The following is a 21,647-nucleotide window of genomic DNA, read 5'->3' as shown; positions in this document are numbered from 1 at the left end:
GCCTATCCCTTCACCGCGCCGGAGGTCAGTCCCGCCACGATCCGTCGTTGGAAGATTAGAACAAAGACGATGATCGGCACGGTGATCACCATTGCGCCCGCCGCGATCGATCCGGTCGGCTCCTCGAATTGCGAACTGCCGGTGAAGTTGGCGATCGCGACCGGCGCGGTGACCGAGGCTTTGGTCGCCGTCAGCGACAACGCCAGCAGCAGGTCGTTCCAGGCGAAGATGAACACCAGAATCGCTGCGGTGACGATACCCGGGGCCGCCAGCGGCGCAATCACCTTGCGGAACGCCTGCCCGGGGGTGGCACCGTCCATTTTGGCGGCCTTCTCCAGATCCCACGGGATCTCAGAGAAAAACGCCGAGAGAGTGTAGATCGCCAGCGGCAGCGCGAAGGTGATGTAGGGAATGATCAACCCCAACCAGGTGTCAAACAGCCCGGTGGCGCGCTCGATGTTGAAAATCGGTGTCACCAGGGATATCTGGGGGAACATCGCGATCAGCAGGGCCGCCCCGACCAGCAGCCGCTTGCCGGGGAACTCCAGGCGAGCCACCGCATAGGCGGCCATCGCCCCGATCACCACCGCGATCACGGTGGTGATCAGACCGATGCCCACCGAGTTGATCAATGCCGAGCCGAAGACGTCACCGGCGAAGATCCCGCGGTAGTTGTCCAGGGTCACGGTGGACGGAATCAATCTGCCGTCCTTGACCGTTGATGTCGGTTTGAGCGACAACGAGAAGATCCACAGCACTGGCACCAGCGCGTAGAGCACCACGGCCAGGTCGATGATCAGCCACGCGGTGCGGCGGCGAAGCTCGGTCATTTCTGGCTCGATCCCGGTGCCGCGGCGCCGAACACTTTGACGAACACCCACGCGATCAGCGCCACGCAGATGAAGATCAACACCGAGATCGCCGACCCCAAGCCCACGTTGAATCCCTTGAACAGGTTGTCGTAGCCCAGGATCGATACCGAGCCGGTGCTGTTGGAGCCGTTGGTGAGCACGTAGATGTTGTCGAAGATCCGAAAAGCGTCGAGCGTGCGGAACAGCAACGCCACCAGGATCGCCGGTTTCATCATCGGCAGAATGATGGTGACCAGTCGCCGCCAGGCGCCGGCTCCGTCCATCTGGGCGGCCTTGAGCAGTTCGTCGGGCACCAGTGCCAGCCCGGCCAGCAACAGCAGCGCCATGAACGGCGTGGTCTTCCACACCTCGGCCAGCACCACGATCCCCAGCGACGGCAGTTGGTGGGTCAGCGGCGCACTGCCGGTCGGCAACAGATTGGCCAGGTAGCCGGTCCCGGGCGTCCAGGCGTAGTACCAGCTGTAGGCGGCCGCGACAGTGACGATGCCGTAGGGCACCAGCACCGCCGTGCGCACCATGCCCTTGGCGAACAGGCTGCGGTGCATCACCAGGGCCAGCGCCAGGCCGAAGACGAATTCGAAGACCACCGAGACGACGGTGATGCCCAGCGTCACCGCGAACGCGGTCCACCAATAGGAGTCGGTCAGGGTGGTCTGATAGTTGGCCAGCCCGACGAACGCGGTGTCGTCCGGAGTGGCCAGGTTGTAGCGCAGCAGACTCAGCCAGATCGCGTAACCGATCGGATAAGCCGTCACGGCCAGCATCAGGATCACCGCCGGCGCGACGAGCGCCACCGCGAGCCGGCGCTGGGAACGGACGTCATCGGCGCGGGAGCCGGCGCGAGTCACGGGATCAGTCCCTTGCCGTCGATGGCCTTTTGCACCTGCACGGTGAGCTCATCGGCGGTGCGCTCGGGGTCGATGGCGCTGATCGGCGCCAGCGTGGCCGATATCCGGGTCGACACCGCCTGGTAGACCGGTGTCACCGGTCGCACCGCAGCGTCGGTGAGCTGCTGACGGATCACGTTGTGCTGCGGGTATTTTTCCTGGAACTGCGGGTCGGCGTACACCGAGGCGCGCACCGCGGGCAGCCCACCCTCGATCGCGAGATACTTCTGGTTCGCGGCGTTTCGCAGACAGCGCACCGCTTCGAACGCTTCGGCGCGATGCCGGGTGGTCTTGGCCACCGCCAGGTTCAATCCACCGAGGGTCACTTTGGCCGGATGCCCCGGCAACACCGCCGGATACGGCGCATATCCGAGCACGTTGCGGCTGGCCTCGTAGGCGATGCGGTACTGCTCGTCGCTGGGCGCAAAGGCGCCGATGCCGTCGATACTGCCGGCCAGATCCGAACGCCCTTGCAGCGGAAGGAACCCCACCCCGCCCTTGACGGCGTTCTCCAGCATGGACGGCAGCACGAAGGGCCAGTTGACCTCCAGCGCCGCCTTGCCCTGTTCGAAGGCCAGCCGGGCGGTGCCCTCATCGGTCTGGGTGATCGACGGGTCGGCGCCCGGAGCGGTCGCCACCGCCTTCATAACCCGCAGCGCGGCAACAGTGGCGGCCCGGTGCTCACCGGTGTCGGTGAGGGTGACCGTCTTGCCGTCGTCGCCGAGGACCCTTCCCCCGGCGCTTTCCAGCAGCGTGTTGAACCACACCACCAAACCCTCGTATTGCTTGGCCTGCACCGCGATCCAGCTGGGCTGGCCCGCGCTGTGCAACCGGGCCGCCTCGGCGATCATCTGCTCCCAGGTGGACGGCGCGGACTTCATCAGATCCGGCCGGTACCAGAGCAATTGGGTGTTGGTGACCAGAGGTGCAGCATAGAGCCGATCGTGCCAGCGGCCGGTCGCCAGCGGGCCCGGCAGCGTATCGTCAGCGGCGTCGGCCTCGGCCTTGCCGGCCGGATCCTCAGCCAGTGGCAACGCCCAGCCGGCCTCGGCGAACTCGGCGGTCCACACCACGTCCAGGCCCATCACGTCCAAGGTGCGGTCGTTGCCGGTCAGGCGACGGGCCAATTGCAGGCGCTGGTCGTCCGCAGCGCGCGGCAGGCTGAACTGCTGCACCCGGTACCGGCCACCGGCCTCTTGGGTGCAGCGCGCCGCGATCATCCGGAACGTCGCGGCGTCGTTGGCCGGGGTATAGACGCTGATCACCGGGACATCGGTGGACGGCCCGGACGAACCGCACGCCGATCCCGCCGACGCAACGGCCAGTGCGGTCAGTGCAGCCGCGCCCAGCCGCCGTACGCGACCGCGCCGACTCGCCACGCCACCCGCCTCCCGTTGCCGTTTCGTGCCACGACGGTAAGGCCGCCTGACCGCGCTACGCAACAACGCAGAGTCAGAGCGTCAGCTTCGCCAACAGATCCCGGCCCTGCTCGGCGCTCTGCGGGTCGCACAGCACGTCGTAGCGGCCCGCGACCAGTTGCATGGTCGAACTGAAATCCCTTGTACCACGGGCCATCGCGTAAGGGACCGATGAGGTGATCAAGCCGAAGAACACCCCGGCGATCAGGCCGGTCACCAGTGCCTGGGTCGGGTTGTCGCTGAAGATGCCCAGCACCAGGCCGATGAACAGGCCCAGCCAGGCTCCGGTCAGCACGCCACCGCCGAGCACCTTGGGCCAGGTGAGCCGGCCGGTGACCCGCTCGACCTGCATCAGGTCGACACCGACGATCGTCACCTGGTGCACCGGGAACTGCTGGTCGGACAGGTAGTCCACCGCACGCTGCGCCTCGGCGTAGGTGGGGTAGGAACCGATCGGCCAGCCTTTCGGCGGGGTCGGCAGCCGGCCCACATCACGGCGTCCCGGCGCACCTGCAGCGCCGAGTGGATCGGGAGTCTGTCCGGGCTGGAACGGGCTGGTCATGGGATTTCTCTCTCCTTGCTCCGGAAAGCGGCTGTCGGACGACAGGCCGGTCGCGGCGCATCGGCTAGGTTGAACAGCATGACAGCTCACGGCGGGGATTCTGGCGAGAATCCACGAGGCAATGCCGACCAGCCCTGGGCGGACCCGGGTGCGCCCGCGCCCGACCAGGGCGGCTGGCCGTACCCGCCGAGCTTCGAGGGCTACCCGCCGGGCCCCGGCTATCCCCCGCCGAGTTTCCCGCCGCCGCCCCCGGGTGCGGGCGGTTACCCGCCGCCCCCGCCGCCCGGCAACTATCTGCCGCCCGGCGGTTATCTGCCGCCCACCCCGCCCGCCCCGGGCGAGTACCCGGGACTGGGCGCCCCGCCCGGATACCCTCCCGCCGGCTATGGCAATCCCCCCGGTTACCCGCCGTCGGGCTACGGCGCGCCGTATCCGGGCAGCTACTTCAATCCGGGTCAGGCGCAGAAGACCAACGTCTTGGCGGTCAGTTCCCTGGTGGTCTCCCTGCTCGGCCTGGTGTTCTGGCCGCTGGGGGTCGCCGGCGTCATCCTCGGCGGCGTGGCATTGAGCCAGATCAAGTCGACCGGTGAGGCCGGCCACGGCATGGCGGTGGCCGGAACCGCGATCGGTGGTGTCGCCGTGACGCTCTCGCTCATTCTCGCGATGATCGCCCTGAACTAGGCGGCTCGAACGGCGGTGCCTCACGGCGCATTCCGGCCGCACGGCCCTTGCCCGCCACCACCAAAGCCATCTTGCGGCTGGCCTCGTCGAGCATCTCGTCGCCGAGCATCACCGCACCGCGGGCTCCGCCGGCGTGCGAGGTGTGCCACGCATAGGCCTCCAAGATCAGCTCGGCGTGGTCGTACTCGGATTGACGCGGGCTGAAGATCTCGTTGCCCGCCGCGATCTGGTCGGGATGCAGCACCCATTTGCCGTCGTAACCGAGCGCGGCCGAGCGGCCCGCCACCCGCCGAAACGCCGCAACGTCACGCACTTTCAGATACGGCCCGTCGACCGCAGCCACCCCGTGAGCGCGCGCCGCCACCAGGATCGTCATCAAGACGTGGTGGTAGGCGTCGCCCTCGGTGTAGCCCTCGGGCTGCTCGCCGACCTCCAGGGTGCGGGTGTTGAGGCTGGCCATCAGATCGGCCGGTCCCAGCACCAATGCCTGCACCCGAGGCGCTGCGGCAATCGCGTTGATGTTCATCAGGCCGCGGGCGTCCTCGATCTGGGCGTCGATACCGATCTGGCCGACCGGCAGCCCGTGGATGGTCTCCAGCTGGGTCAGCAGCAGGTCGAGTGCCTGCACATGCGAGGCGTCAGACACCTTCGGCAGCACGATCACATCGAGTCGGGTACCGGCGGCACCGACCGCCGAGACCACCTCGATCAGGTCGGCATGGGTCCACGGTGTGGTCCAGTCGTTGACCCGCACCCCGAGCAGCGGCGCCGTCCAGTCGCGCGCGGTCAGCGCTTGGGCGACCAGGGTCCGGGCCTGCTCTTTTGCCGCTGGAGCGACAGCGTCCTCCAAATCGAGAAAGACCTCATCTGCGGACAGGCCCTTGGCCTTGTCGATCATCTTCTGGCTGCTGCCAGGTACCGACAGGCAAGTACGGCGGGGGCGATACACGTTGGTCACCTAAATACTCCTACCCTTTCAACCATGGCGTCGAGCAACAGGGTTTACGCAGCGCGACTTGCGAGGATGCTGGTGCTAGGCCCGTTCGGCGAATCTGTCGGCCGGGTCCGCGATGTGGTCGTCAGTCTTAGCATCGTGCGTCAGCAGCCGCGCGTCCTGGGACTCGTGGTCGAACTGCCCACCCGCAGACGCATCTTCGTGCCGATTCTGCGGGTCGCGTCGATCGAGCCCAATGCCGTCACCCTCAACACCGGAACGGTGTCCCTACGCAAGTTCAATCAGCGGCCCGGTGAGGCACTCGTGCTCGGTCAGGTCCTGGACACCAAGGTCCGGGTCACCGACCCGGAGCTGCCCGAGCTGGCCGGCGTCGATGTGGCGATCACCGACTTGGCCATCGAACAGAGCCGTACGCGTGACTGGCTGGTGACCCGAATCGCGGTGCGGCATTCCCGACGGTTGGGCCGGCGCGCCGCCGTACACATCGTGGACTGGCACAACGTGCAGGGCCTGACCCCGTCGGCGCTGGCGATGCCCGGACAGGGCGTGGCGCAACTGCTGCAGCAATTCGAGGGCTGGCGGCCGATCGAGGTCGCCGACGCCATCCGCGAGCTGCCGCCTAAGCGCCGCTACGAGGTGATCAACGCCCTGGACAACGCCCGGCTGGCCGACATCCTGCAGGAGCTGCCCGAGGAACGTCAGGCCGTCGTGCTGGGCCAGCTGGGCACCGATCGGGCCGCCGACGTGCTGGAGGAGATGGACCCCGACGACGCCGCGGACCTGCTGGGCGTGATGAACCCCACCGAGGCCGAGACGCTGCTGGCACGGATGGACCCCGACGACTCCGATCCGGTGCGCCGCCTGCTGGAGCACTCGCCCGACACCGCCGGCGGGTTGATGACCTCCAATCCGGTGGTGCTGACCGCCGACACTTCGGTCGCCGAGGCGCTGGCCCGGGTCCGCGACCCCGACCTGACCCCGGCGCTGTCGTCGCTGGTTTTCGTGACGCGCGCACCCACTGCCACCCCGACCGGCCGCTACCTGGGCTCCGTCCCGCTGCAGCAGCTGCTGCGGGTGCCACCGGCCGAACTCATCGGCGGGTTCGTCGACTCCGACCTGCCGGCATTGAACCCGGACGTGTCGCTGGCCGAGCTGACCCGCTATTTCGCCGCCTACAACCTGGTGTGCGGACCGGTGCTCGACGAGCAGAACCACCTGCTGGGTGCGGTGACGGTCGACGACGTGCTGGACCACCTGCTGCCCGATGATTGGCGCGAAACCCCCGAGCCGGACCTGGGGCCGAAACTCGCCGGGAGGCAGTCGTGACCGACCGCTCTACATCACAGCGGCTGTCCACGCCCCGCACCTCGCGGCTGCCCAGCCTGAACCTGGATCCCGACGCGCTGGGCCGGTTCACCGAATCGGTGGCGCGGTTCTTCGGCACCGGGCGCTACCTGGCCATTCAGACCGTGCTGGTGGTGGGATGGATCCTGCTGAACGTCTACGCGGTCAGCCTGAAGTGGGACCCTTACCCGTTCATCCTGCTCAACCTGGCCTTTTCCACCCAGGCCGCTTACGCCGCTCCGCTGATCCTGCTGGCCCAGAACCGGCAGGAGAACCGTGACCGGGTCAGCTTGGACGAGGACCGCCGCCGCGCCGCGCAGACCAAAGCCGACACCGAGTACCTGGCTCGGGAACTGGCGTCCCTGCGCCTGGCGGTCGGCGAAGTTGCCACCCGCGACTACCTGCACCATGAGCTCGAGCGGGTCCGGGAACTGCTGGAGTCCCTGCGGCCCGAGCCCGGCTCCGCCGCCTCGGAATCGCCCCACCGGCAGTCCTGACAGGCGACGCAGACCAGATAACGGTCATCCGCAAGACACGTGTTGGGTATGGTGACCTAGTTCACGAAGCCCGAGCGGTTTCACGAGACTTTTTCGAAGCGGACAAGGGGCGGTCGAGTGCCAACAGGGGGCGGCGCACCGGAACGCGTGTCCCGCGCTGCCAAGGTGCGGCGGGCGGCCCGTTCGGCCCTGCGACCTGCCTTCGGCCTGGCGTTCATCACCCCGCTGGTATTCGCCGGCGCCGTGGGTGCCACCCCCCGATCGCCGTCGACCTCGCTGCCGCTGCGCAACGCCGCCATCACCCCGCTGGCGGCTTCGGTGCACACGTCCGGCCGCTACTCGGGCCCCTCCGTCGTCGCGATACCCCGCTCGCAACCGAATCTGCACGTGGCCGCCGGTGCCCCGTCGGCGCCACCGGCCGCCGTCGTCTATGCACCGGGCACCTTGGGAATCCCCAAGTCGGCGCTGGCCGCCTACCAGAACGCCGAGCGGCAGATGGCGGTCGCCGAGCCCGAATGCGGGATCAGCTGGAACCTGCTGGCCGGGATCGGACGTATTGAGTCCGGGCACGCCAACGGCGGGGCCACCGACGCACGCGGCAACGTGCTGCAGCCGATCTACGGGCCGGCGCTGGACGGCACCCTGCCAGGGAACGAAGTCATCGTCGCCAGCAGCGCCCCGGGCCGGGTGGTCTACGCCCGCGCACTGGGCCCGATGCAATTCCTGCCCGGGACCTGGTCGCGATATGCCGCCGACGGCGACGGCGACGGTCGCGCGGACCCGCAGAATGTCTACGACGCGACGTTGGCGGCAGCGCGGTACCTGTGCAGCGGTGGGATGAACCTGCGCGAACAGTCGCAGGTTCTGACCGCGATCCTGCGCTACAACAACTCGATGGCCTACGCGGAGAACGTGATGGGTTGGGCGGCGGCCTATGCCACCGGGGTGGCTCCCGTCGACCTGCCGCCGATCGTGGGCCCGGCGCCGCCGATCGCGGACCTGCATCTGGAGCACCTGGAACACCCGGAAGGGCTCGGGCCGGAATCACTCAGCCTGCACGGGATGTCGCGGCTCGATCACCCGGCCGAATCGTCGCTGATCGACCTGGGGCAGCCGAGCTTGCAAGACTGGGCATCCCAGGCACCGCCGTGGCTGCCCCCCTGGATGACCTCGCCCGAGCAGCAACAACAACAGCAGTTGCCGCGCCCCTCGGCGGCCTGCCGGATGATCTGCCTAGAGCCCCAAGCCGTACCGGCCCCGCCAGCACCCAACGGCGTCCCGCCGGCCCCCTTCGGCCAGCCGGAGGCTCCGCAGGTCCCGCCCGCGCCGATGCCGGCCTACGCCGTCGCACCGGCCCCGCTGGACGTACCGGGCGCCCCGCCGCCACCGGCGCCGGCCGGTACACCGCAGGATGGGCCGCAGGCCGTCCCGCCGGCCTGACGTATCTCACAGGCAAAGGCCCTGCCGTACTGCCTTAGACTCGGTTGCGATGTCCGAGAATCACGATGACACTGCAGCCCTGCACGACGCCATCTATGCAGCGTTGGGCACCGTGCTGGACCCCGACATTCGGCGTCCGATCACCGACCTGGGCATGGTCAAAAGCATCGAGATCGCGGACGACCGCAGCGTCCACGTCACCATCTACCTGACGATCGCCGGCTGTCCGATGAAAGCCGAGATCACCAACAACGTGACTACGGCGATCAACGACGTGCCCGGCACCGGACCGGTCAAAGTCAGCCTCGATGTTTTCAGCGACGAACAGCGCGCCGAGCTGCGCAAACAGCTGCGCGGCGACGCCAAGGAACCGGTCATCCCGTTCGCCCAGCCGGGCTCGCTGACCAAGGTGTACGCAATCGCCTCCGGCAAGGGCGGGGTCGGCAAATCGAGTGTGACCGTCAACCTCGCGGTCGCGCTGGCCGAACGCGGGATGTCCGTCGGGGTGCTCGACGCCGACATCTACGGCCATTCGGTGCCGCGGATGATGGGCGTCACCGCCCTGCCCACCCAGGTCGACTCGATGATCATGCCGCCGATCGGCTACGGCGTGAAGGTGATCTCGATCGCGATGTTCACCCAGGGCAACACGCCGGTGGTGTGGCGGGGACCGATGCTGCACCGGGCGTTGCAGCAGTTCCTCGCCGACGTCTACTGGGGCGACCTGGACGTGCTGTTGCTGGATCTGCCCCCGGGCACCGGCGACATCGCGATCTCGGTGGCCCAGCTGGTGCCGTCGGCCGAGATCCTGGTGGTGACCACGCCGCAGCAGGCTGCCGCGGAGGTCGCCGAGCGCGCCGGGGCGATCGCCCTGCAAACCCGCCAGCAGGTTGTCGGAGTGGTGGAGAACATGGCCGGACTGGCCATGCCCGACGGGTCCACCATGCACCTGTTCGGCGAGGGCGGCGGCGAGCGGGTGGCCGAGCGACTGACCCGGGCGATGGGCCGGGATGTGCCGCTGCTCGGCCAGGTGCCGATCGACAGCGAAATGGTGACCGGCGGCGACTCCGGCTCCCCGGTGGTGCTCTCGCCGGACTCGGCAGCGGGCAAGGAGCTGCGTCAGATCGCCGATCAGCTGGCCACCCGCCGACGCGGACTGGTGGGTATGTCACTGGGTCTGGACACCGGGGGCTCCCGGCGCTGAGCCACTGGGCCTACGGAGACGCCCGATCTTCCGGATCTAGGTGGCGTCGGTGTCGAAGGGAGCCGGCCCACCCGGCTCGGGCACCACGGCCGGTACCGGCGGCATCGGACGAGGCTCTGCGGCCAGCGACCCGACCGCGGTGAACAGCGAATCGTCGCCGTCGAGCAGATGCCGGGTCAGCGCGGCGCGCGGGGTCATGCCACGCAATTTCTGCAATTCGCTCAGCGGAACCCGCAGGTCATCGAACTCCGGACCGATCTCGTCGCGCAGCTGATCGGTGGCGTTGGTGACGTAGTCCCGGGCCTGGCGCAGTGCACCTGCGGTCCACCGGATCGCTCCCGGCAACCGCTCCGGGCCCAGAATCACCAACCCGAGCACCACCAGGACCAGCATCTCGCCCCAGCCGACATTCGCGAACATCGAGGCGGACTCTAACCGTCGGGGGTGGGGGTCACCGTCAGTGTCACGTGCCGCCCATCCCGGACCACCTCGACGGGCGCTTCCTTGCCGATGGTCAGGTTGCGGACCGCCACGACGAATTCGTCGGCGTTGGCGACGCTGCGGTCACCGATCTTGACCACCACGTCGTTCTCCAGGATGCCGCCCTTCTCCGCCGGGCTGCCCACCTTGACGTTGGCGATCTGCGCGCCCGACGCGATGGCGTTGCTGACCGAGCGAGCGCTCACCCCCAGCGTGGGGTGCACGATCTTGCCGTCCTTGATCAGCGCCTCGGCCACGGTCTTCATCTCGTTGACCGGGATCGCGAATCCCAGGCCGCTGGCGCTGTCGGACAACGACTTTCCGGCGGTGTTGATCCCGACCAGCTGCGCGTCCATGTCGATCAGCGCACCGCCGGAGTTGCCGTGGTTGATCGAGGCGTCGGTCTGCACCGCGTCGATGACGGTGTCGGTGTCGGAGTCGTCGCCGGACAGCGGGACCGGTCGGTGCACGGCGCTGATGATGCCGTGGGTCACGGTGCTGCGCAGACCCAGCGGAGCGCCCGCTGCGATCACCTCATCGCCCACCCGGATCTTGTCCGAGTCCCCGAGACGGGCCACCGACAGGTTGTCGACGTTGTCGACTTTGAGCACGGCCAGGTCGGTCTTCGGGTCGCGGCCGACCAGGTTGGCCAGCACCTCTTTGCCGTCGTTGAACACCACCGTCGTCTTGAACTTGCTGGGGTTGTTGGCGGCTTCGGAGATGACGTGGTTGTTGGTGACGATGTAGCCCTTGCCGTCGATGACAACGCCCGAGCCCTGCATGCCCTGGTCGTCGCTGACGGACTCGATGGTCACCACCGAGTTGGCGATGGCCTCGGCGACCTTGGCGAATCGCCCGGCCGGCTCCTCCGCGTTGCCCTTGGTGGACAGCGTCACCTTCGACGTCGTGAAAGCCTCGACGACCTGCGCGGTGGTACGTCCGACCCAGCCGCCGACCATGCCGATCGCCAGCGCGATCGCGGCCAGCGTGGCCAGCGCACGGTAGGAGATCCGGTCGCCGAACAGCACGTCGCGCACGCCGAGGCGGCCACCCAACTCGCCGGCTGCCCGCGGTACGGGCGGAACCACGGCCGGCGAGCCGAGCGCGGCACCGGCGGCGGGGTCACGCCACGGGTCACCGGTGTCTTCCAGCCCGTCCGGTTTGCCGTTGCGGCCCAGCGCGCCGGCGTCGGCGGGATGGCGCTGCAACGAGGGTCCGGTGCCGTAGGGCCGGCTGAAGGCCTCCTTGAGCACCGGGTCCGGCGGCAGGTCACGCGGCGTGAACTCGCCCTGCTCGCGGTATTTCTTGGGCCGTACGTCGGCGGGAGTGAAAGAACCAGGCACCCCGTCGGGCCGGCCGAAGGCCTTCTTGGACGCATTGTCCACGGGGGGCCGGTAGACGGGTCGCGGAGCCAAGCGGTTACCGCCGGCGTTCTCGTTGTTGGAGCTCACCTATTCCTCTTCCGGGTCCAGCCCTGGGGCGCTTCCAGGCTCCGCGAGCACAGCATCACCGGGCGCTGACGCCGCTGGAGATCCACCTTACCGACGTTTGCGGCGTTCTTGAGGTTTGCCGTCGTCGAACCGGGCAGGCATCGGCCTGGTGGGCTCGTCAGGCGCACAATCGGCCGGGGATTCGGGGATCTGGGCCAGCAGGCCGAGCAGCGCGGAGGGGATCCGGATCGGATGCGAATCGCGCAGGGCCGAGCGCGCCCGGCCCTGGTATTCCACCTCGGCCGCGCAATCGGGACATAACGACAGGTGGTGGGCCGCACGCAGGTGAGCGTTCATCCGCAGCTCGCCGTCGACGTAGGCGGTGATCGCCTCGCTGCAGAGGTGTTCGGTGGACCCGAACTGCCGCGGGGCACCGACCGGCGCGTCACTTTGCGAGGCGAACTGAGCGGGCAGCCAGGAGAACGCGCGACGGAAGACACCTCCGCGGTCCGTCACACCGGACTCCTCTCCTGTCGCATACCCACATCAGCACTCGATCGGGCCGAATAAAGACCCAATAAGAATGTAGCGCGATACCGCGTACAGACGTGGAAACCGAGGCGGCGTTGACGCACCGGTCCCAGCTTCGCCTCTCCTGCGTCGAGCCTCGCTGAACCGTCGGCCGAAACTCAGCCGGCCGCGACACCGCCCAAGGCCGAACCATCACGCTGGGCGGTTCGAGCGGCCAGGTAGTCCCGCAGGGCCTGCCGGCCCCGGTGAATGCGGCTGCGCACGGTGCCCAGCTTCACACCGAGGGTAGCGCCGACCTCTTCGTAGGACAGACCTTCGATGTCGCACAGCACGACGGCGGCCCGGAACTCCGGCGCCAGCGCGTCCAACGCCGCCTGCAGGTCGGGATCCAGCCGCGCGTCGTGGTAGATCTGCTCGGGGTCCGGCTCGTCGGCGGGCACCCGGTCGTAGTCCTCCGGCAGCGCCTCCATGCGGACCCGGCCACGCCTGCGCACCATGTCCAGGAACAGGTTGGTGGTGATGCGGTGCAACCAACCCTCGAAGGTCCCGGGCTGGTAGTTGTGCACCGACCGGAACACCCGAATGAAGGTCTCCTGGGTGAGATCCTCTGCGTCCTGCTGGTTTCCGGAGAGCCGGTAAGCCAGCCGGTAAACCCGGTCGGCGTGCTGACGCACCAATTCGTCCCAAGACGGCATGGCCGCCACATCTCCGGTGGCATCGAAGACCGCGGTGCCTTGCGGCTCCTCGGACGGTTCGACCCATTCGGCGTCGGAGTAACGCTCCGAGTGGGTGGTCGGGTGCGACATGGCGACCGGGGGCAGCAAAGTGGTTATGGCTGTTATGGCTGCGTCCTCTAGCTCGGGTCCGCCGTCAGGCGACGGCAGCGCACTATCGCGGTCAACGCGCAACGGGCCCCTCGTATTCCGAGCGTCTCGAGGCCGGTTCATACCTCGTTCCATGCCGATACCGTTGCCTATCGCTGTATGTCAGCTCTGTGCTGTCACTGAACGCCGACTGTGAACCTGTGTTCGAATGCGCCGAGCACTGCGGTTATACGTCCAGGTAACAGTTCGGACACGGCCCCCGGCCCGGGCGTGTCGGGCGGGCGCGCCGGTGCGCGGGCCGAAACGGCTTTGTCCTACGCTGCGGTCATGGCCAGCACCGACGACACTCCCGGGGAGCCGCGCAGTCGAGCCGACGCACTGTTGGCGCACGCCGAGGACTCCATGACCGAGGACGCGGTTTTGGCGGCCGCCCGCGACCGAGCCGGTGAGATCGGCGTCGGGTCGATCAGCGCCGCGGTCGGCGCGCTGCTGAGCCTGCTGACCAAGCTCAGCGGCGGTAAGGCGGTGGTCGAGGTGGGCACCGGCGCCGGCGTCAGCGGACTCTGGCTGCTGTCGGGTATGGGCGAAGACGGTGTGCTGACCACGATCGACATCGAGCCCGAGCATCAGCGCACCGCCAAGCAGGCGTTCGGTGACGCCGGCATCGGCCCCGGCCGGACCCGCTTCATCAGCGGCCGCGCCCAAGAAGTGCTGACCCGACTGGCCGACGAGTCCTACGACCTGGTGTTCGTCGACGCCGACCCGATCGACCAGCCCGAATACGTGTTGGAGGCCGTGCGGCTGCTGCGGCCCGGCGGCGTGGTGGTGGTGCACCGGGCCGCCTTGGGCGGCCGGGCGGGAGATCCGACGGCCAACGACGCCGAGGTGATCGCGGTGCGCGAAGCCGCCCGACTGATCGCCGTGGACGAGCGGTTGACCCCGGCGCTGATTCCGCTGGGAGACGGCCTGCTGGCCGCCGTCCGCGACTAGTAGTCCCCCGCGTATCCCTTCCGCGAGCGTGCGTGTTTGTACGCGACACGCCGCGTTCTGACGTACAAACACGCACCCTCGCAAGCGGGAGGTACCCCCACCTCGCGCCCATAGAAACCAAGGTCTTGACACTCGACTGAACGCGTGTTTAGCGTATTGAACATGCGTTCAGCGGACCTGACGGCTACGGCGAAAATCCGCGATGCGGCCATCGACCAGTTCGGGCGGCACGGTTTCAGCGTGAGCATCCGGGCCATCGCCGAGGCGGCCGGAGTCAGCGCCGCGCTGGTCATCCACCACTTCGGCTCCAAGGAAGGGCTGCGCAGGGCTTGCGACGAGTTCGTCGCCGAAGAGATCCGCAGCGGCAAATCCGAAGCGATGCGCTCGGCCGACCCGGGAACCTGGTTCGCCGCCATGGCCGAGATCGAGTCCTATGCGTCGATGATGGCGTACCTGGTCCGCAGCATGCAGGCCGGCGGCGCTCTAGCGGACACGTTGTGGCGCAGGATGATCGACAACGCCGAGGGCTACCTGGATGAGGGCGTACGCGCCGGCACCCTCAAACCCAGCCGCGACCCGAAAGCCCGGGCTCGCTTCCTGGCCATCAACAACGGCGGCGGATTCCTGCTGTATCTGCAGATGCACGAGAACCCGACCGATCTGCGCGCCGTGTTGCGTGACTATGCCCGCGACATGGTCCTACCCGCACTCGAGCTGTACACCGAGGGCCTGATGACCGACCGCACCATGTACGACGCTTTCCTGGCGAGCGAACAAGGAGGAACCGATGCGACCTGACAACCATTGGACGGCAATCGAAATCCGGGACCTGGAGAAGAGTTTCGGCCAGGTCAAAGCGCTCGATGGATTGGATCTGACCGTCTACGGCGGTGAGGTGCATGGCTTTCTCGGCCCCAACGGCGCCGGCAAATCCACCACGATCCGCATCCTGCTGGGCCTGGTGAAGGCCGACAGCGGGACCGTGCGGCTACTGGGTGGCGACCCGTGGACCGACGCGGTCGAGCTGCACCGCGAGATCGCTTACGTGCCTGGCGATGTCACCCTATGGCCATCGTTGACCGGCGGTGAGATCATCGACCTGTTGGCGCGAATGCGCGGCGGCATCGACGAGCGCCGCCGCGACGAGTTGATCGAACGCTTCGACCTAGACCCCAGCAAGAAGGCCCGGACCTACTCCAAGGGCAACCGCCAGAAGGTCTCGCTGATCTCAGCCTTCTCCTCGCACGCCCGACTGCTGGTGCTCGACGAGCCCAGCAGCGGCCTGGACCCCTTGATGGAGAACGTCTTCCAGCAGTGCGTCGCCGAGGCGAGCCGGCGCGGTGCCACCGTTCTGCTGTCCAGCCACATCCTGGCCGAGACTGAGACACTGTGCCAGCGGGTGACGATCATCCGGGCCGGGCGCGTGGTCGAGAGCGGTTCACTGGAATCGCTGCGGCACCTGCGCCGCACCTCGATTCAGGCCGATCTGATGCGCGATCCCGGTGATCTAAGCCGTATCCCGGGCGTCGCGGACGTGCGCTACACCGGGACCGTGCTGCACGCCCAAGTCGACAGCGCCAGCCTCGCAGAGCTCATCGCGGTGCTCGGCGCAGCCGGCGTGCGCAGCCTCACCAGCCAACCGCCGACGCTCGAAGAGCTGTTCCTGCGTCACTACGACACGGTCCGGGCATGACCACCCTCGTCGCACAGCCCGCTTCCCCGCAATACCGCCGGGGCGGCTCGAATCTTGTTGGCACGCTGGGGTTGCTGCGACTGTGCCTGCGCCGAGACCGCATCGTACTGCCACTGTGGGTGCTGCTGTTGTCGCTGCCGCTGGCCAGTGTCTACATCGCGAGCATCGAGGCGATCTATCCCACCGCCGCCGACCGCGCCGGCCTGGCGGCCACCATCATGGCCAGCCCGGCACAGCGCGCGATGTACGGCCAGGTCTACAACGACTCCCTCGGAGCGGTGGGCATCTGGAAGGCCGGGATATTCCACCTTCTGATCGCAGTGGCGGTGATTCTGACCGTCATCCGGCACACCCGCGCCGACGAGGAGACCGGCCGCACCGAGTTGATCGACTCGACCGCGGTGGGCCGCTACGCCGGGCTGACCGGTGCGCTGCTGCTGGCGGCGGGCGCGTCGGTGGCCACCGGTGTGATCGGGACGGCGGGGCTACTGACCACCGAGGTGCCGGCAGCCGGATCGTGCGCGTTCGGGGCGGCATTGGCCTGCTCCGGGCTGGTGTTCACCGCCGTGGCCGCGGTCGCCGCCCAGCTGTCCCCCAGCGCCCGGTTCGCCCGCGGCGCCGCGTTCGGTGTGCTGGCCGGCGCCTTCACGCTGCGCGCCGTGGGCGATGCGGGATCGGGTGGGCTCTCGTGGCTGTCGCCGCTGGGGTGGTCGCTGCAGGTCCGGCCTTACGCCGGTGACCGCTGGTGGGTGCTCCTGCTGCACCTGGCGACGACGGGCGCGCTCATCTGGCTGGCTTATCACCTGGCGGCCCGCCGTGATGTCGGCGCCGGGCTGCTGGCCGACCGGCCGGGCCCGCGCCGGGCGGGGCCGATCTTGTCGGGTGCGTTCGGCCTGGCGTGGCGGCTCGACCGCGGGGCGCTGCTGCTGTGGACGACGGGCCTGGTGCTCTACGGACTGCTGGTCGGCAGTGTGGTGCACGGTATCGGCGACGAGGTGGGCAGCGACCGCGCCCGCGACATCGTCATTCGGCTCGGCGGGACCGCGGCATTGGAGCACGCCTTCGTCGCGGTGGCGTTCACCATGCTGGGCATGGTCGCCGCCGCGTTCGCGGTGTCGCTGGTGCTGCGACTGCACCAGGAGGAGACCGCGACACGTGCCGAGACGCTGCTGGCCGGAGCGTTATCGCGAAACCGTTGGCTGGCAAGCCATCTGGTGGCCGCATTGGCCGGGGCGACGTTCGCGATGCTCGCGGCCGGGCTGGTGGCCGGAATCGTCTACGGAACGGCGGCCGGTGACATCGGCGAGCAGTTGCCGGTAGCACTGGGCAGCGCCGCTGTGCAACTGCCGGCGGTCTGGTTGCCGGCGGCCGTGGCGGTCGCGTTGTTCGGGCTCGTCCCTAGAGTCGCTCCCGCCGCGTGGGCGGTGCTGACCGGCTTCGTCGCGCTGTATCTGCTCGGCTCCATCTCCGGCCTGCCGCAGTGGGTGCTCGACCTCGAACCGTTCGCGCACATCCCGCTGGTCGGCAATGGCACGTTCCGCGTCGTGCCACTGATCGTGCTGTTGACCATAGACGCCGCACTGATCGGCCTGGGCTTGCAGGCTTTCCGACGCAGAGATCTCACGACGTGAGGAGGACGACGTGAAAACCATTGGTAAGGGCTTGTTTTCAGCAACCTTGGGCCTGGCAGCCTTCGGACTGCTGCTGTTCGTTCCCGCCGGGACACTGCACTACTGGCAGGCCTGGGTGTTCCTCGCGGTGTTCGCCGCGTCCACCTGGATTCCCAGCGTCTACCTGATGCGCACCAATCCGGCCGCCTTGGATCGGCGGATGCAGGTCGGCCCGCGGGCAGAAACACGGCCCCTGCAACGGATCGTCATCACGGCCATCTTCATCTGTTTTCCGGCCCTCTTCGTACTCAGCGCAGTGGATCACCGCCTCGGATGGTCGACGGTCCCGACGGGGGTCTGCCTGCTCGGCGACATCCTGGTGGCAGCCGGACTGAGCCTGGCGATGGTGGTGGTCATCCAGAACGGTTATGCGGCCGCCAATGTCACGGTCGAAGCCGGCCAGACCCTGGTCTCCACCGGCCTCTACCGGCTGGTGCGCCACCCGATGTACACCGGAAACGTCGCATTGATGGCCGGTGTCCCGCTGGCGCTCGGCTCCTACTGGGGACTGGTCTTCCTGGTGCCCGGGCTGATCGTGCTGGTGGTGCGCATCTTCGACGAGGAGCAGTTGCTGACGCAACAGCTGCCCGGATATCGCGAGTACACCGAGCGGGTGCGTTACCGCCTGCTGCCCTATGTGTGGTGAGACGCAGAAGGAGACGCGCATGAACGTCAAGGCAATCGGTCAAGGCGTGGGCTACGGGCTGATCGCGGCGGTCGTGTACGGCCTGCTGTTGTTCTGGCCGGCCGGCACCTTCGACTACTGGCAGGCCTGGGTATTCCTGGCGGTCTACGCCGTCATCAGCACCGCGTGCTGCATCTACTGGGGCCTGACCAATCCGGCGGTGCTGCAACGGCGGCTGCGGGGCGGACCGAAGGCCGAAACCCGGCTCGCGCAGAAGCTGGCCAGCACCGCCCTGATCGCGGCATTCGGTTCGGTGTTCCTGGTCAGTGCACTGGATCACCGTTTCGGTTGGTCCGCGGTGCCGACGGCGGTGTCGGTGCTGGGCCAGGTCGTGGTGGTCATCGGACTGTGTCTCGGCATCCTGGCCGTCGTCCAGAACGGCTACGCCGCGGCCAACATCACCGTCGAAGACAACCAGCCGGTGATATCGACCGGCATGTACGGCCTGGTCCGGCACCCGATGTACTTCTCACTGCTGGTCACCATGGTCGGTCTCGCGCCGGCGCTCGGCTCGTACTGGGGATTGGCCGGCACGGTGATCAGCGTGCCCATCCTGGTGGTGCGAATCCTCGACGAAGAGCAGTTGCTCGTCCAGGAGCTCAGCGGCTACCGCGAATACACCCACCAGGTCCGCTACCGATTGGTGCCCTACCTCTGGTAGTCGCGACTCCTGGCTCGCTCCGATACCGCGGGCCGCGCAATTGGCTTATAGTTCCCTGAGCTCTAGCTGTTAACGGGACTCAGGGAGGTCGGTGGCCATGCGCTCACGCGTGCGAGGCGGCAGCGGCGGTCGCACTCTCTCCCCCACCCGGACGGCGGCTGCGGCAGCAGGTGCCCTGGTCGTCGGCCTCACGCCGATGCTGGCCGCCGCCCCGGCGCAAGCGGATTGGGACTGGCTGCTCGATGCCGCCGCGCCGGTGGAGGTTGCCGGCAGTGCCGCAGGCGGGTTCGACCTCGGCAGCCTGATGGCGCTGGTCCAGTCCTTCACCGACCAACTCGATCCGGCCACCAACAAGCTGTTCTCCGACGTCATCGACGCGGTGCTGGCCCTGCCGGGCCCGAATCAGTCACTCGACACCGCCGAGTTGGTGAACCAATACATCTACGCACCGCTGCACGCCGGATTGCAGCAGTGGATTTCCAGCCCGTTCGGCGAGCTCAGCCTCGGCCTTATCAACGCACCGTTTGCCACGCTGTTCGGCCGCGACCTGATCGGCGACGGCATCGACGGGTTCGACGGCGTCAACACCAGCCTGTTCGGTCAGTGGGGCTGGTTCGGCGACGCCGGTGATGGCGGGTTCCTGTTCGGCGACGGCGGCGCCGGCGTCGTGGGTATCGACGGCATCGGCGGTACCGGCGGCGACGCGGGATTCTTCGGCAACGGTGGCGCGGGCGGCCTGGGCGGTGTCGGTGCCGCCGGCGGCGACGGCGGGGCCGGCGGCTGGTTCATGGGCCTGGGCGGTACCGGCGGTGCCGGCGGCGCGGGCGCGGCCGGCGGCACCGGCGGCGTGGGACTCGGGATGCTGTTGGGCACCGGCGGCACCGGCGGCGCCGGTGGCACCGGTGTTGAGGGCGACATCGGCGGCGACGGCGGAGTCGGCGGCGCCGGGGCCTGGTGGCTGGGCCGCGGCGGCGACGGCGGCGCCGGCGGTGCGGGCGACGAGGACGACAACGGCGGCGCCGGCGGTGACGGCGGCGCGGGCGGGTGGGCGTTCGGGCGCGGCGGCAACGGCGGCCTCGGCGGTGAAGGCGGCGCCGGTGGCCTGGGCGGCTCCGGCGGCTTCCTGGGGGCCGCGGGCATCAGCGCGGCGCCGTACGTCGCGAACACCCAGTGGGTGACGTACGGCGATGACCAAAAGGAGAGCCTGCGGGTCTATCCGACCGAGACCGGCCGAACCGAGGCGGGCGAGCCCGGCACCCTGCGCCAGGGCGAGCAGGCCTGGGCGGAGGTCGTCAAGCGCAACCCGGAGGCCAACAACGCCGGGATGCGCGCGCAGTTCCTGTGCCACTGGCAGTTCGCCGAGTTCATCCAGCCCGGTAAGACCAGTTGGAACCTAGAGCCGTGGCGTCCGGACGTGAGCTCACTGAACCTGCTCGCCAACGGCTGCAACCCTGGCGGCGCCGAAGAGCCGTTCTAGTCTGCTAGCCCGGTGGTGGCGGCCCGCTAGATCCAAACTCCCTTGCCGACGGCAACCACACCGCCGGCGCTGATGGAGAACCGCTCCCGGTCCTTCTCCAGGTCGACACCGATCATCTCGCCGGGGCCGACCACGACGTTCTTGTCGAGGATCGCGTGCCGCACCACCGCGCCGCGCCCCACCCGGGCCCCGGGCATGATCACGCTGTCCTCCACGATCGCGCCGTCATCGATCACCACATTCGACGACAGCACCGAGTTGCGCACCGAGCCCGCCGAGATGACGCTGCCGGCACCCACCACCGACTCCTGTGCCGAGCCCCCGTTGACGAACTTCGCCGGCGCCAGATTCTCGGTCGCGCCGTGAATCGGCCAGCGGTTGTTGTACAGGTTGAACACCGGGTGCGCTGACACCAAGTCCATGTGCGCGTCGTAGAACGCATCCAGGGTTCCGACGTCACGCCAATAGCCGCGGTCCCGCTCGGTGGCGCCGGGCACCTCGTTGTCGGAGAAGTCGTAGACCGCGGCCATTCCGTCGGCCACCAGGCGCGGCATGATGTCGCCGCCCATGTCGTGGTCGGAGTGGTCATCGTCGGCGTCGGCGCGGATCGCATCGATCAGCACCTTGGTAGTGAAGACGTAGTTGCCCATCGACACATACGTGCTGTCTGGATCATCGGGTGTGCCAGGGGGGTTCGCCGGCTTCTCCAGGAAACCGCGGATCCGGCCGGACTCGTCGGCGTCGATGCACCCGAACGAGGACGCGTCCGCGCGCGGCACCCGGACCCCGGCGACGGTCGCCCCGGCCCCGCTGGCGATGTGGAAGCGGACCATCTGCTCGGGGTCCATCCGGTACACGTGGTCGGCCCCGAAGACCACGATGTAGTCCGGGTCCTCGTCGAAAATCAGGTTGAGCGACTGATAGATGGCATCGGCGGACCCGGTGTACCAGCGCGGGCCGAGGCGCTGCTGGGCGGGTACCGGGGTGATGTACTCCCCCGCCAGGCCGCTCAACCGCCAGTTCTGCGAGATGTGCCGGTCCAGCGAATGCGACTTGTACTGCGTCAGAACACAAATCCGCAGGTAGCGCGCGTTGACCAGATTCGACAGCACGAAGTCGATCAACCGGTAGGCACCCCCGAAGGGGACCGCCGGCTTGGCGCGGTCCGCGGTCAGCGGGTGCAGCCGCTTGCCCTCCCCACCCGCCAGGACGATGCCCAGCACATGCGGCGCTTCCCTCATGGCCACAAACCTATCGGCCACTTCGAACCCCTGCCACGTTGACCGCACGATTGGCGAACGTTCTTTACAAAAAAATCCAATCGATCCGCTGCGCGGCCGGTGATC

The 21,647-nt window shown here is 68.3% G+C and carries 22 protein-coding genes; 12 read left to right on the top strand and 10 right to left on the bottom strand.

What is annotated here, in order from left to right; all coding sequences use genetic code 11:
- Nucleotides 1-2: 2 nt before the first annotated feature.
- From ACKY0X_RS06225 to ACKY0X_RS06210, 4 genes are all read right to left on the bottom strand, one after another.
- Nucleotides 3-830 (bottom strand): carbohydrate ABC transporter permease, encoded by an 828-nt coding sequence (locus ACKY0X_RS06225; RefSeq protein ID WP_024441681.1) that lies wholly within the window; start codon nt 828-830, stop codon nt 3-5.
- Complete coding sequence (locus ACKY0X_RS06220; protein WP_409428735.1) at nt 827-1,720, bottom strand: carbohydrate ABC transporter permease; 894 nt, start codon at nt 1,718-1,720, stop codon at nt 827-829. Before ACKY0X_RS06220 ends, ACKY0X_RS06225 begins: the two co-directional genes overlap by 4 nt.
- Entirely contained in the window at nt 1,717-3,138 is a 1,422-nt protein-coding gene (locus tag ACKY0X_RS06215) for an extracellular solute-binding protein (protein WP_409428734.1), read from the bottom strand. The genes ACKY0X_RS06220 and ACKY0X_RS06215 overlap by 4 nt, the downstream gene beginning before the upstream one ends.
- A 73-nt stretch (nt 3,139-3,211) precedes the next feature.
- Entirely contained in the window at nt 3,212-3,739 is a 528-nt protein-coding gene (locus tag ACKY0X_RS06210; RefSeq protein WP_046284653.1) for a general stress protein, read from the bottom strand.
- 78 nt (nt 3,740-3,817) lie between these two features.
- Between ACKY0X_RS06210 and ACKY0X_RS06205 the strand changes: the two genes are divergently transcribed.
- Nucleotides 3,818-4,420, top strand: a complete 603-nt coding sequence (locus ACKY0X_RS06205; RefSeq protein WP_409428733.1) for a DUF4190 domain-containing protein — start codon at nt 3,818-3,820, stop codon at nt 4,418-4,420.
- Here the strand turns inward: ACKY0X_RS06205 and ACKY0X_RS06200 are convergent.
- Entirely contained in the window at nt 4,392-5,378 is a 987-nt protein-coding gene (locus ACKY0X_RS06200; protein WP_409428732.1) for an HpcH/HpaI aldolase/citrate lyase family protein, read from the bottom strand. The genes ACKY0X_RS06205 and ACKY0X_RS06200 overlap by 29 nt on opposite strands.
- Before the next feature lie 24 nt (nt 5,379-5,402).
- On the opposite strand from ACKY0X_RS06200, the gene ACKY0X_RS06195 reads away from it, so the two are divergent.
- The 4 genes from ACKY0X_RS06195 (at nt 5,403) to ACKY0X_RS06180 (ending at nt 9,860) form a co-directional block, all read left to right on the top strand.
- Nucleotides 5,403-6,701: a magnesium transporter MgtE N-terminal domain-containing protein gene (locus ACKY0X_RS06195; protein ID WP_065039442.1), complete on the top strand. Its 1,299-nt coding sequence runs from the start codon at nt 5,403-5,405 to the stop codon at nt 6,699-6,701.
- Nucleotides 6,698-7,216, top strand: a complete 519-nt coding sequence (locus tag ACKY0X_RS06190; RefSeq protein ID WP_409428731.1) for a DUF1003 domain-containing protein — start codon at nt 6,698-6,700, stop codon at nt 7,214-7,216. Before ACKY0X_RS06195 ends, ACKY0X_RS06190 begins: the two co-directional genes overlap by 4 nt.
- A 117-nt stretch (nt 7,217-7,333) precedes the next feature.
- Entirely contained in the window at nt 7,334-8,656 is a 1,323-nt protein-coding gene (locus ACKY0X_RS06185) for a lytic transglycosylase domain-containing protein (protein WP_409428730.1), read from the top strand.
- Between the two features lie 49 nt (nt 8,657-8,705).
- Nucleotides 8,706-9,860 carry an Mrp/NBP35 family ATP-binding protein gene (locus ACKY0X_RS06180; protein WP_409428729.1) on the top strand — a complete coding sequence of 385 codons (1,155 nt, stop codon included), beginning with the start codon at nt 8,706-8,708 and terminating at the stop codon, nt 9,858-9,860.
- A 36-nt stretch (nt 9,861-9,896) separates the two neighbouring features.
- Here ACKY0X_RS06180 and tatB read toward each other — a convergent pair whose 3' ends face one another.
- The 4 genes from tatB to sigE all read right to left on the bottom strand — a co-directional run bounded on the left by tatB (nt 9,897) and on the right by sigE (nt 13,260).
- Nucleotides 9,897-10,280 carry a Sec-independent protein translocase protein TatB gene (gene tatB, locus ACKY0X_RS06175; protein ID WP_409428728.1) on the bottom strand — a complete coding sequence of 128 codons (384 nt, stop codon included), beginning with the start codon at nt 10,278-10,280 and terminating at the stop codon, nt 9,897-9,899.
- Nucleotides 10,281-10,291: 11 nt separating this feature from the next.
- Nucleotides 10,292-11,791, bottom strand: coding sequence for a trypsin-like peptidase domain-containing protein (locus ACKY0X_RS06170; RefSeq protein ID WP_409428727.1), 1,500 nt, complete (start codon nt 11,789-11,791; stop codon nt 10,292-10,294).
- Nucleotides 11,792-11,878: 87 nt separating this feature from the next.
- On the bottom strand, nt 11,879-12,286 hold the full coding sequence (rseA, locus tag ACKY0X_RS06165) for an anti-sigma E factor RseA (protein WP_065039436.1): 408 nt from the start codon (nt 12,284-12,286) through the stop codon (nt 11,879-11,881).
- Between the two features lie 173 nt (nt 12,287-12,459).
- The gene (sigE, locus tag ACKY0X_RS06160) at nt 12,460-13,260 is read right to left on the bottom strand and encodes an RNA polymerase sigma factor SigE (protein ID WP_409428726.1); all 801 of its coding nucleotides are present in this window, start codon (nt 13,258-13,260) and stop codon (nt 12,460-12,462) included.
- A 192-nt stretch (nt 13,261-13,452) separates the two neighbouring features.
- Between sigE and ACKY0X_RS06155 the strand changes: the two genes are divergently transcribed.
- The 7 genes from ACKY0X_RS06155 (at nt 13,453) to ACKY0X_RS06125 (ending at nt 20,301) form a co-directional block, all read left to right on the top strand.
- Nucleotides 13,453-14,115: an O-methyltransferase gene (locus ACKY0X_RS06155; protein WP_409428725.1), complete on the top strand. Its 663-nt coding sequence runs from the start codon at nt 13,453-13,455 to the stop codon at nt 14,113-14,115.
- A 162-nt stretch (nt 14,116-14,277) separates the two neighbouring features.
- Entirely contained in the window at nt 14,278-14,913 is a 636-nt protein-coding gene (locus ACKY0X_RS06150) for a TetR family transcriptional regulator (RefSeq protein ID WP_409428724.1), read from the top strand.
- Nucleotides 14,903-15,808, top strand: coding sequence for an ATP-binding cassette domain-containing protein (locus ACKY0X_RS06145; RefSeq protein ID WP_409428723.1), 906 nt, complete (start codon nt 14,903-14,905; stop codon nt 15,806-15,808). The genes ACKY0X_RS06150 and ACKY0X_RS06145 overlap by 11 nt, the downstream gene beginning before the upstream one ends.
- Entirely contained in the window at nt 15,805-17,439 is a 1,635-nt protein-coding gene (locus ACKY0X_RS06140; RefSeq protein WP_409428722.1) for an ABC transporter permease, read from the top strand. The genes ACKY0X_RS06145 and ACKY0X_RS06140 overlap by 4 nt, the downstream gene beginning before the upstream one ends.
- A gap of 10 nt (nt 17,440-17,449) precedes the next feature.
- Nucleotides 17,450-18,124, top strand: a complete 675-nt coding sequence (locus tag ACKY0X_RS06135) for a methyltransferase family protein (protein ID WP_409428721.1) — start codon at nt 17,450-17,452, stop codon at nt 18,122-18,124.
- Between the two features lie 19 nt (nt 18,125-18,143).
- On the top strand, nt 18,144-18,824 hold the full coding sequence (locus ACKY0X_RS06130) for a methyltransferase family protein (protein ID WP_409428720.1): 681 nt from the start codon (nt 18,144-18,146) through the stop codon (nt 18,822-18,824).
- 97 nt (nt 18,825-18,921) lie between these two features.
- A complete protein-coding gene (locus ACKY0X_RS06125) occupies nt 18,922-20,301 on the top strand; it encodes a DUF2599 domain-containing protein (protein ID WP_409428719.1) in 1,380 nt (459 codons plus the stop codon).
- 26 nt (nt 20,302-20,327) lie between these two features.
- On the opposite strand, the gene glgC is transcribed toward ACKY0X_RS06125, so the two are convergent.
- The gene (glgC, locus tag ACKY0X_RS06120; protein WP_065039427.1) at nt 20,328-21,542 is read right to left on the bottom strand and encodes a glucose-1-phosphate adenylyltransferase; all 1,215 of its coding nucleotides are present in this window, start codon (nt 21,540-21,542) and stop codon (nt 20,328-20,330) included.
- Nucleotides 21,543-21,647: the final 105 nt, after the last annotated feature.

The organism is Mycobacterium sp. SMC-11 (assembly GCF_046250095.1).
GTDB lineage: Bacteria > Actinomycetota > Actinomycetes > Mycobacteriales > Mycobacteriaceae > Mycobacterium > Mycobacterium heraklionense_A.
Note: the sequence above shows the minus strand (reverse complement) of the source record. Positions and strands in the feature narration are given on the sequence as shown.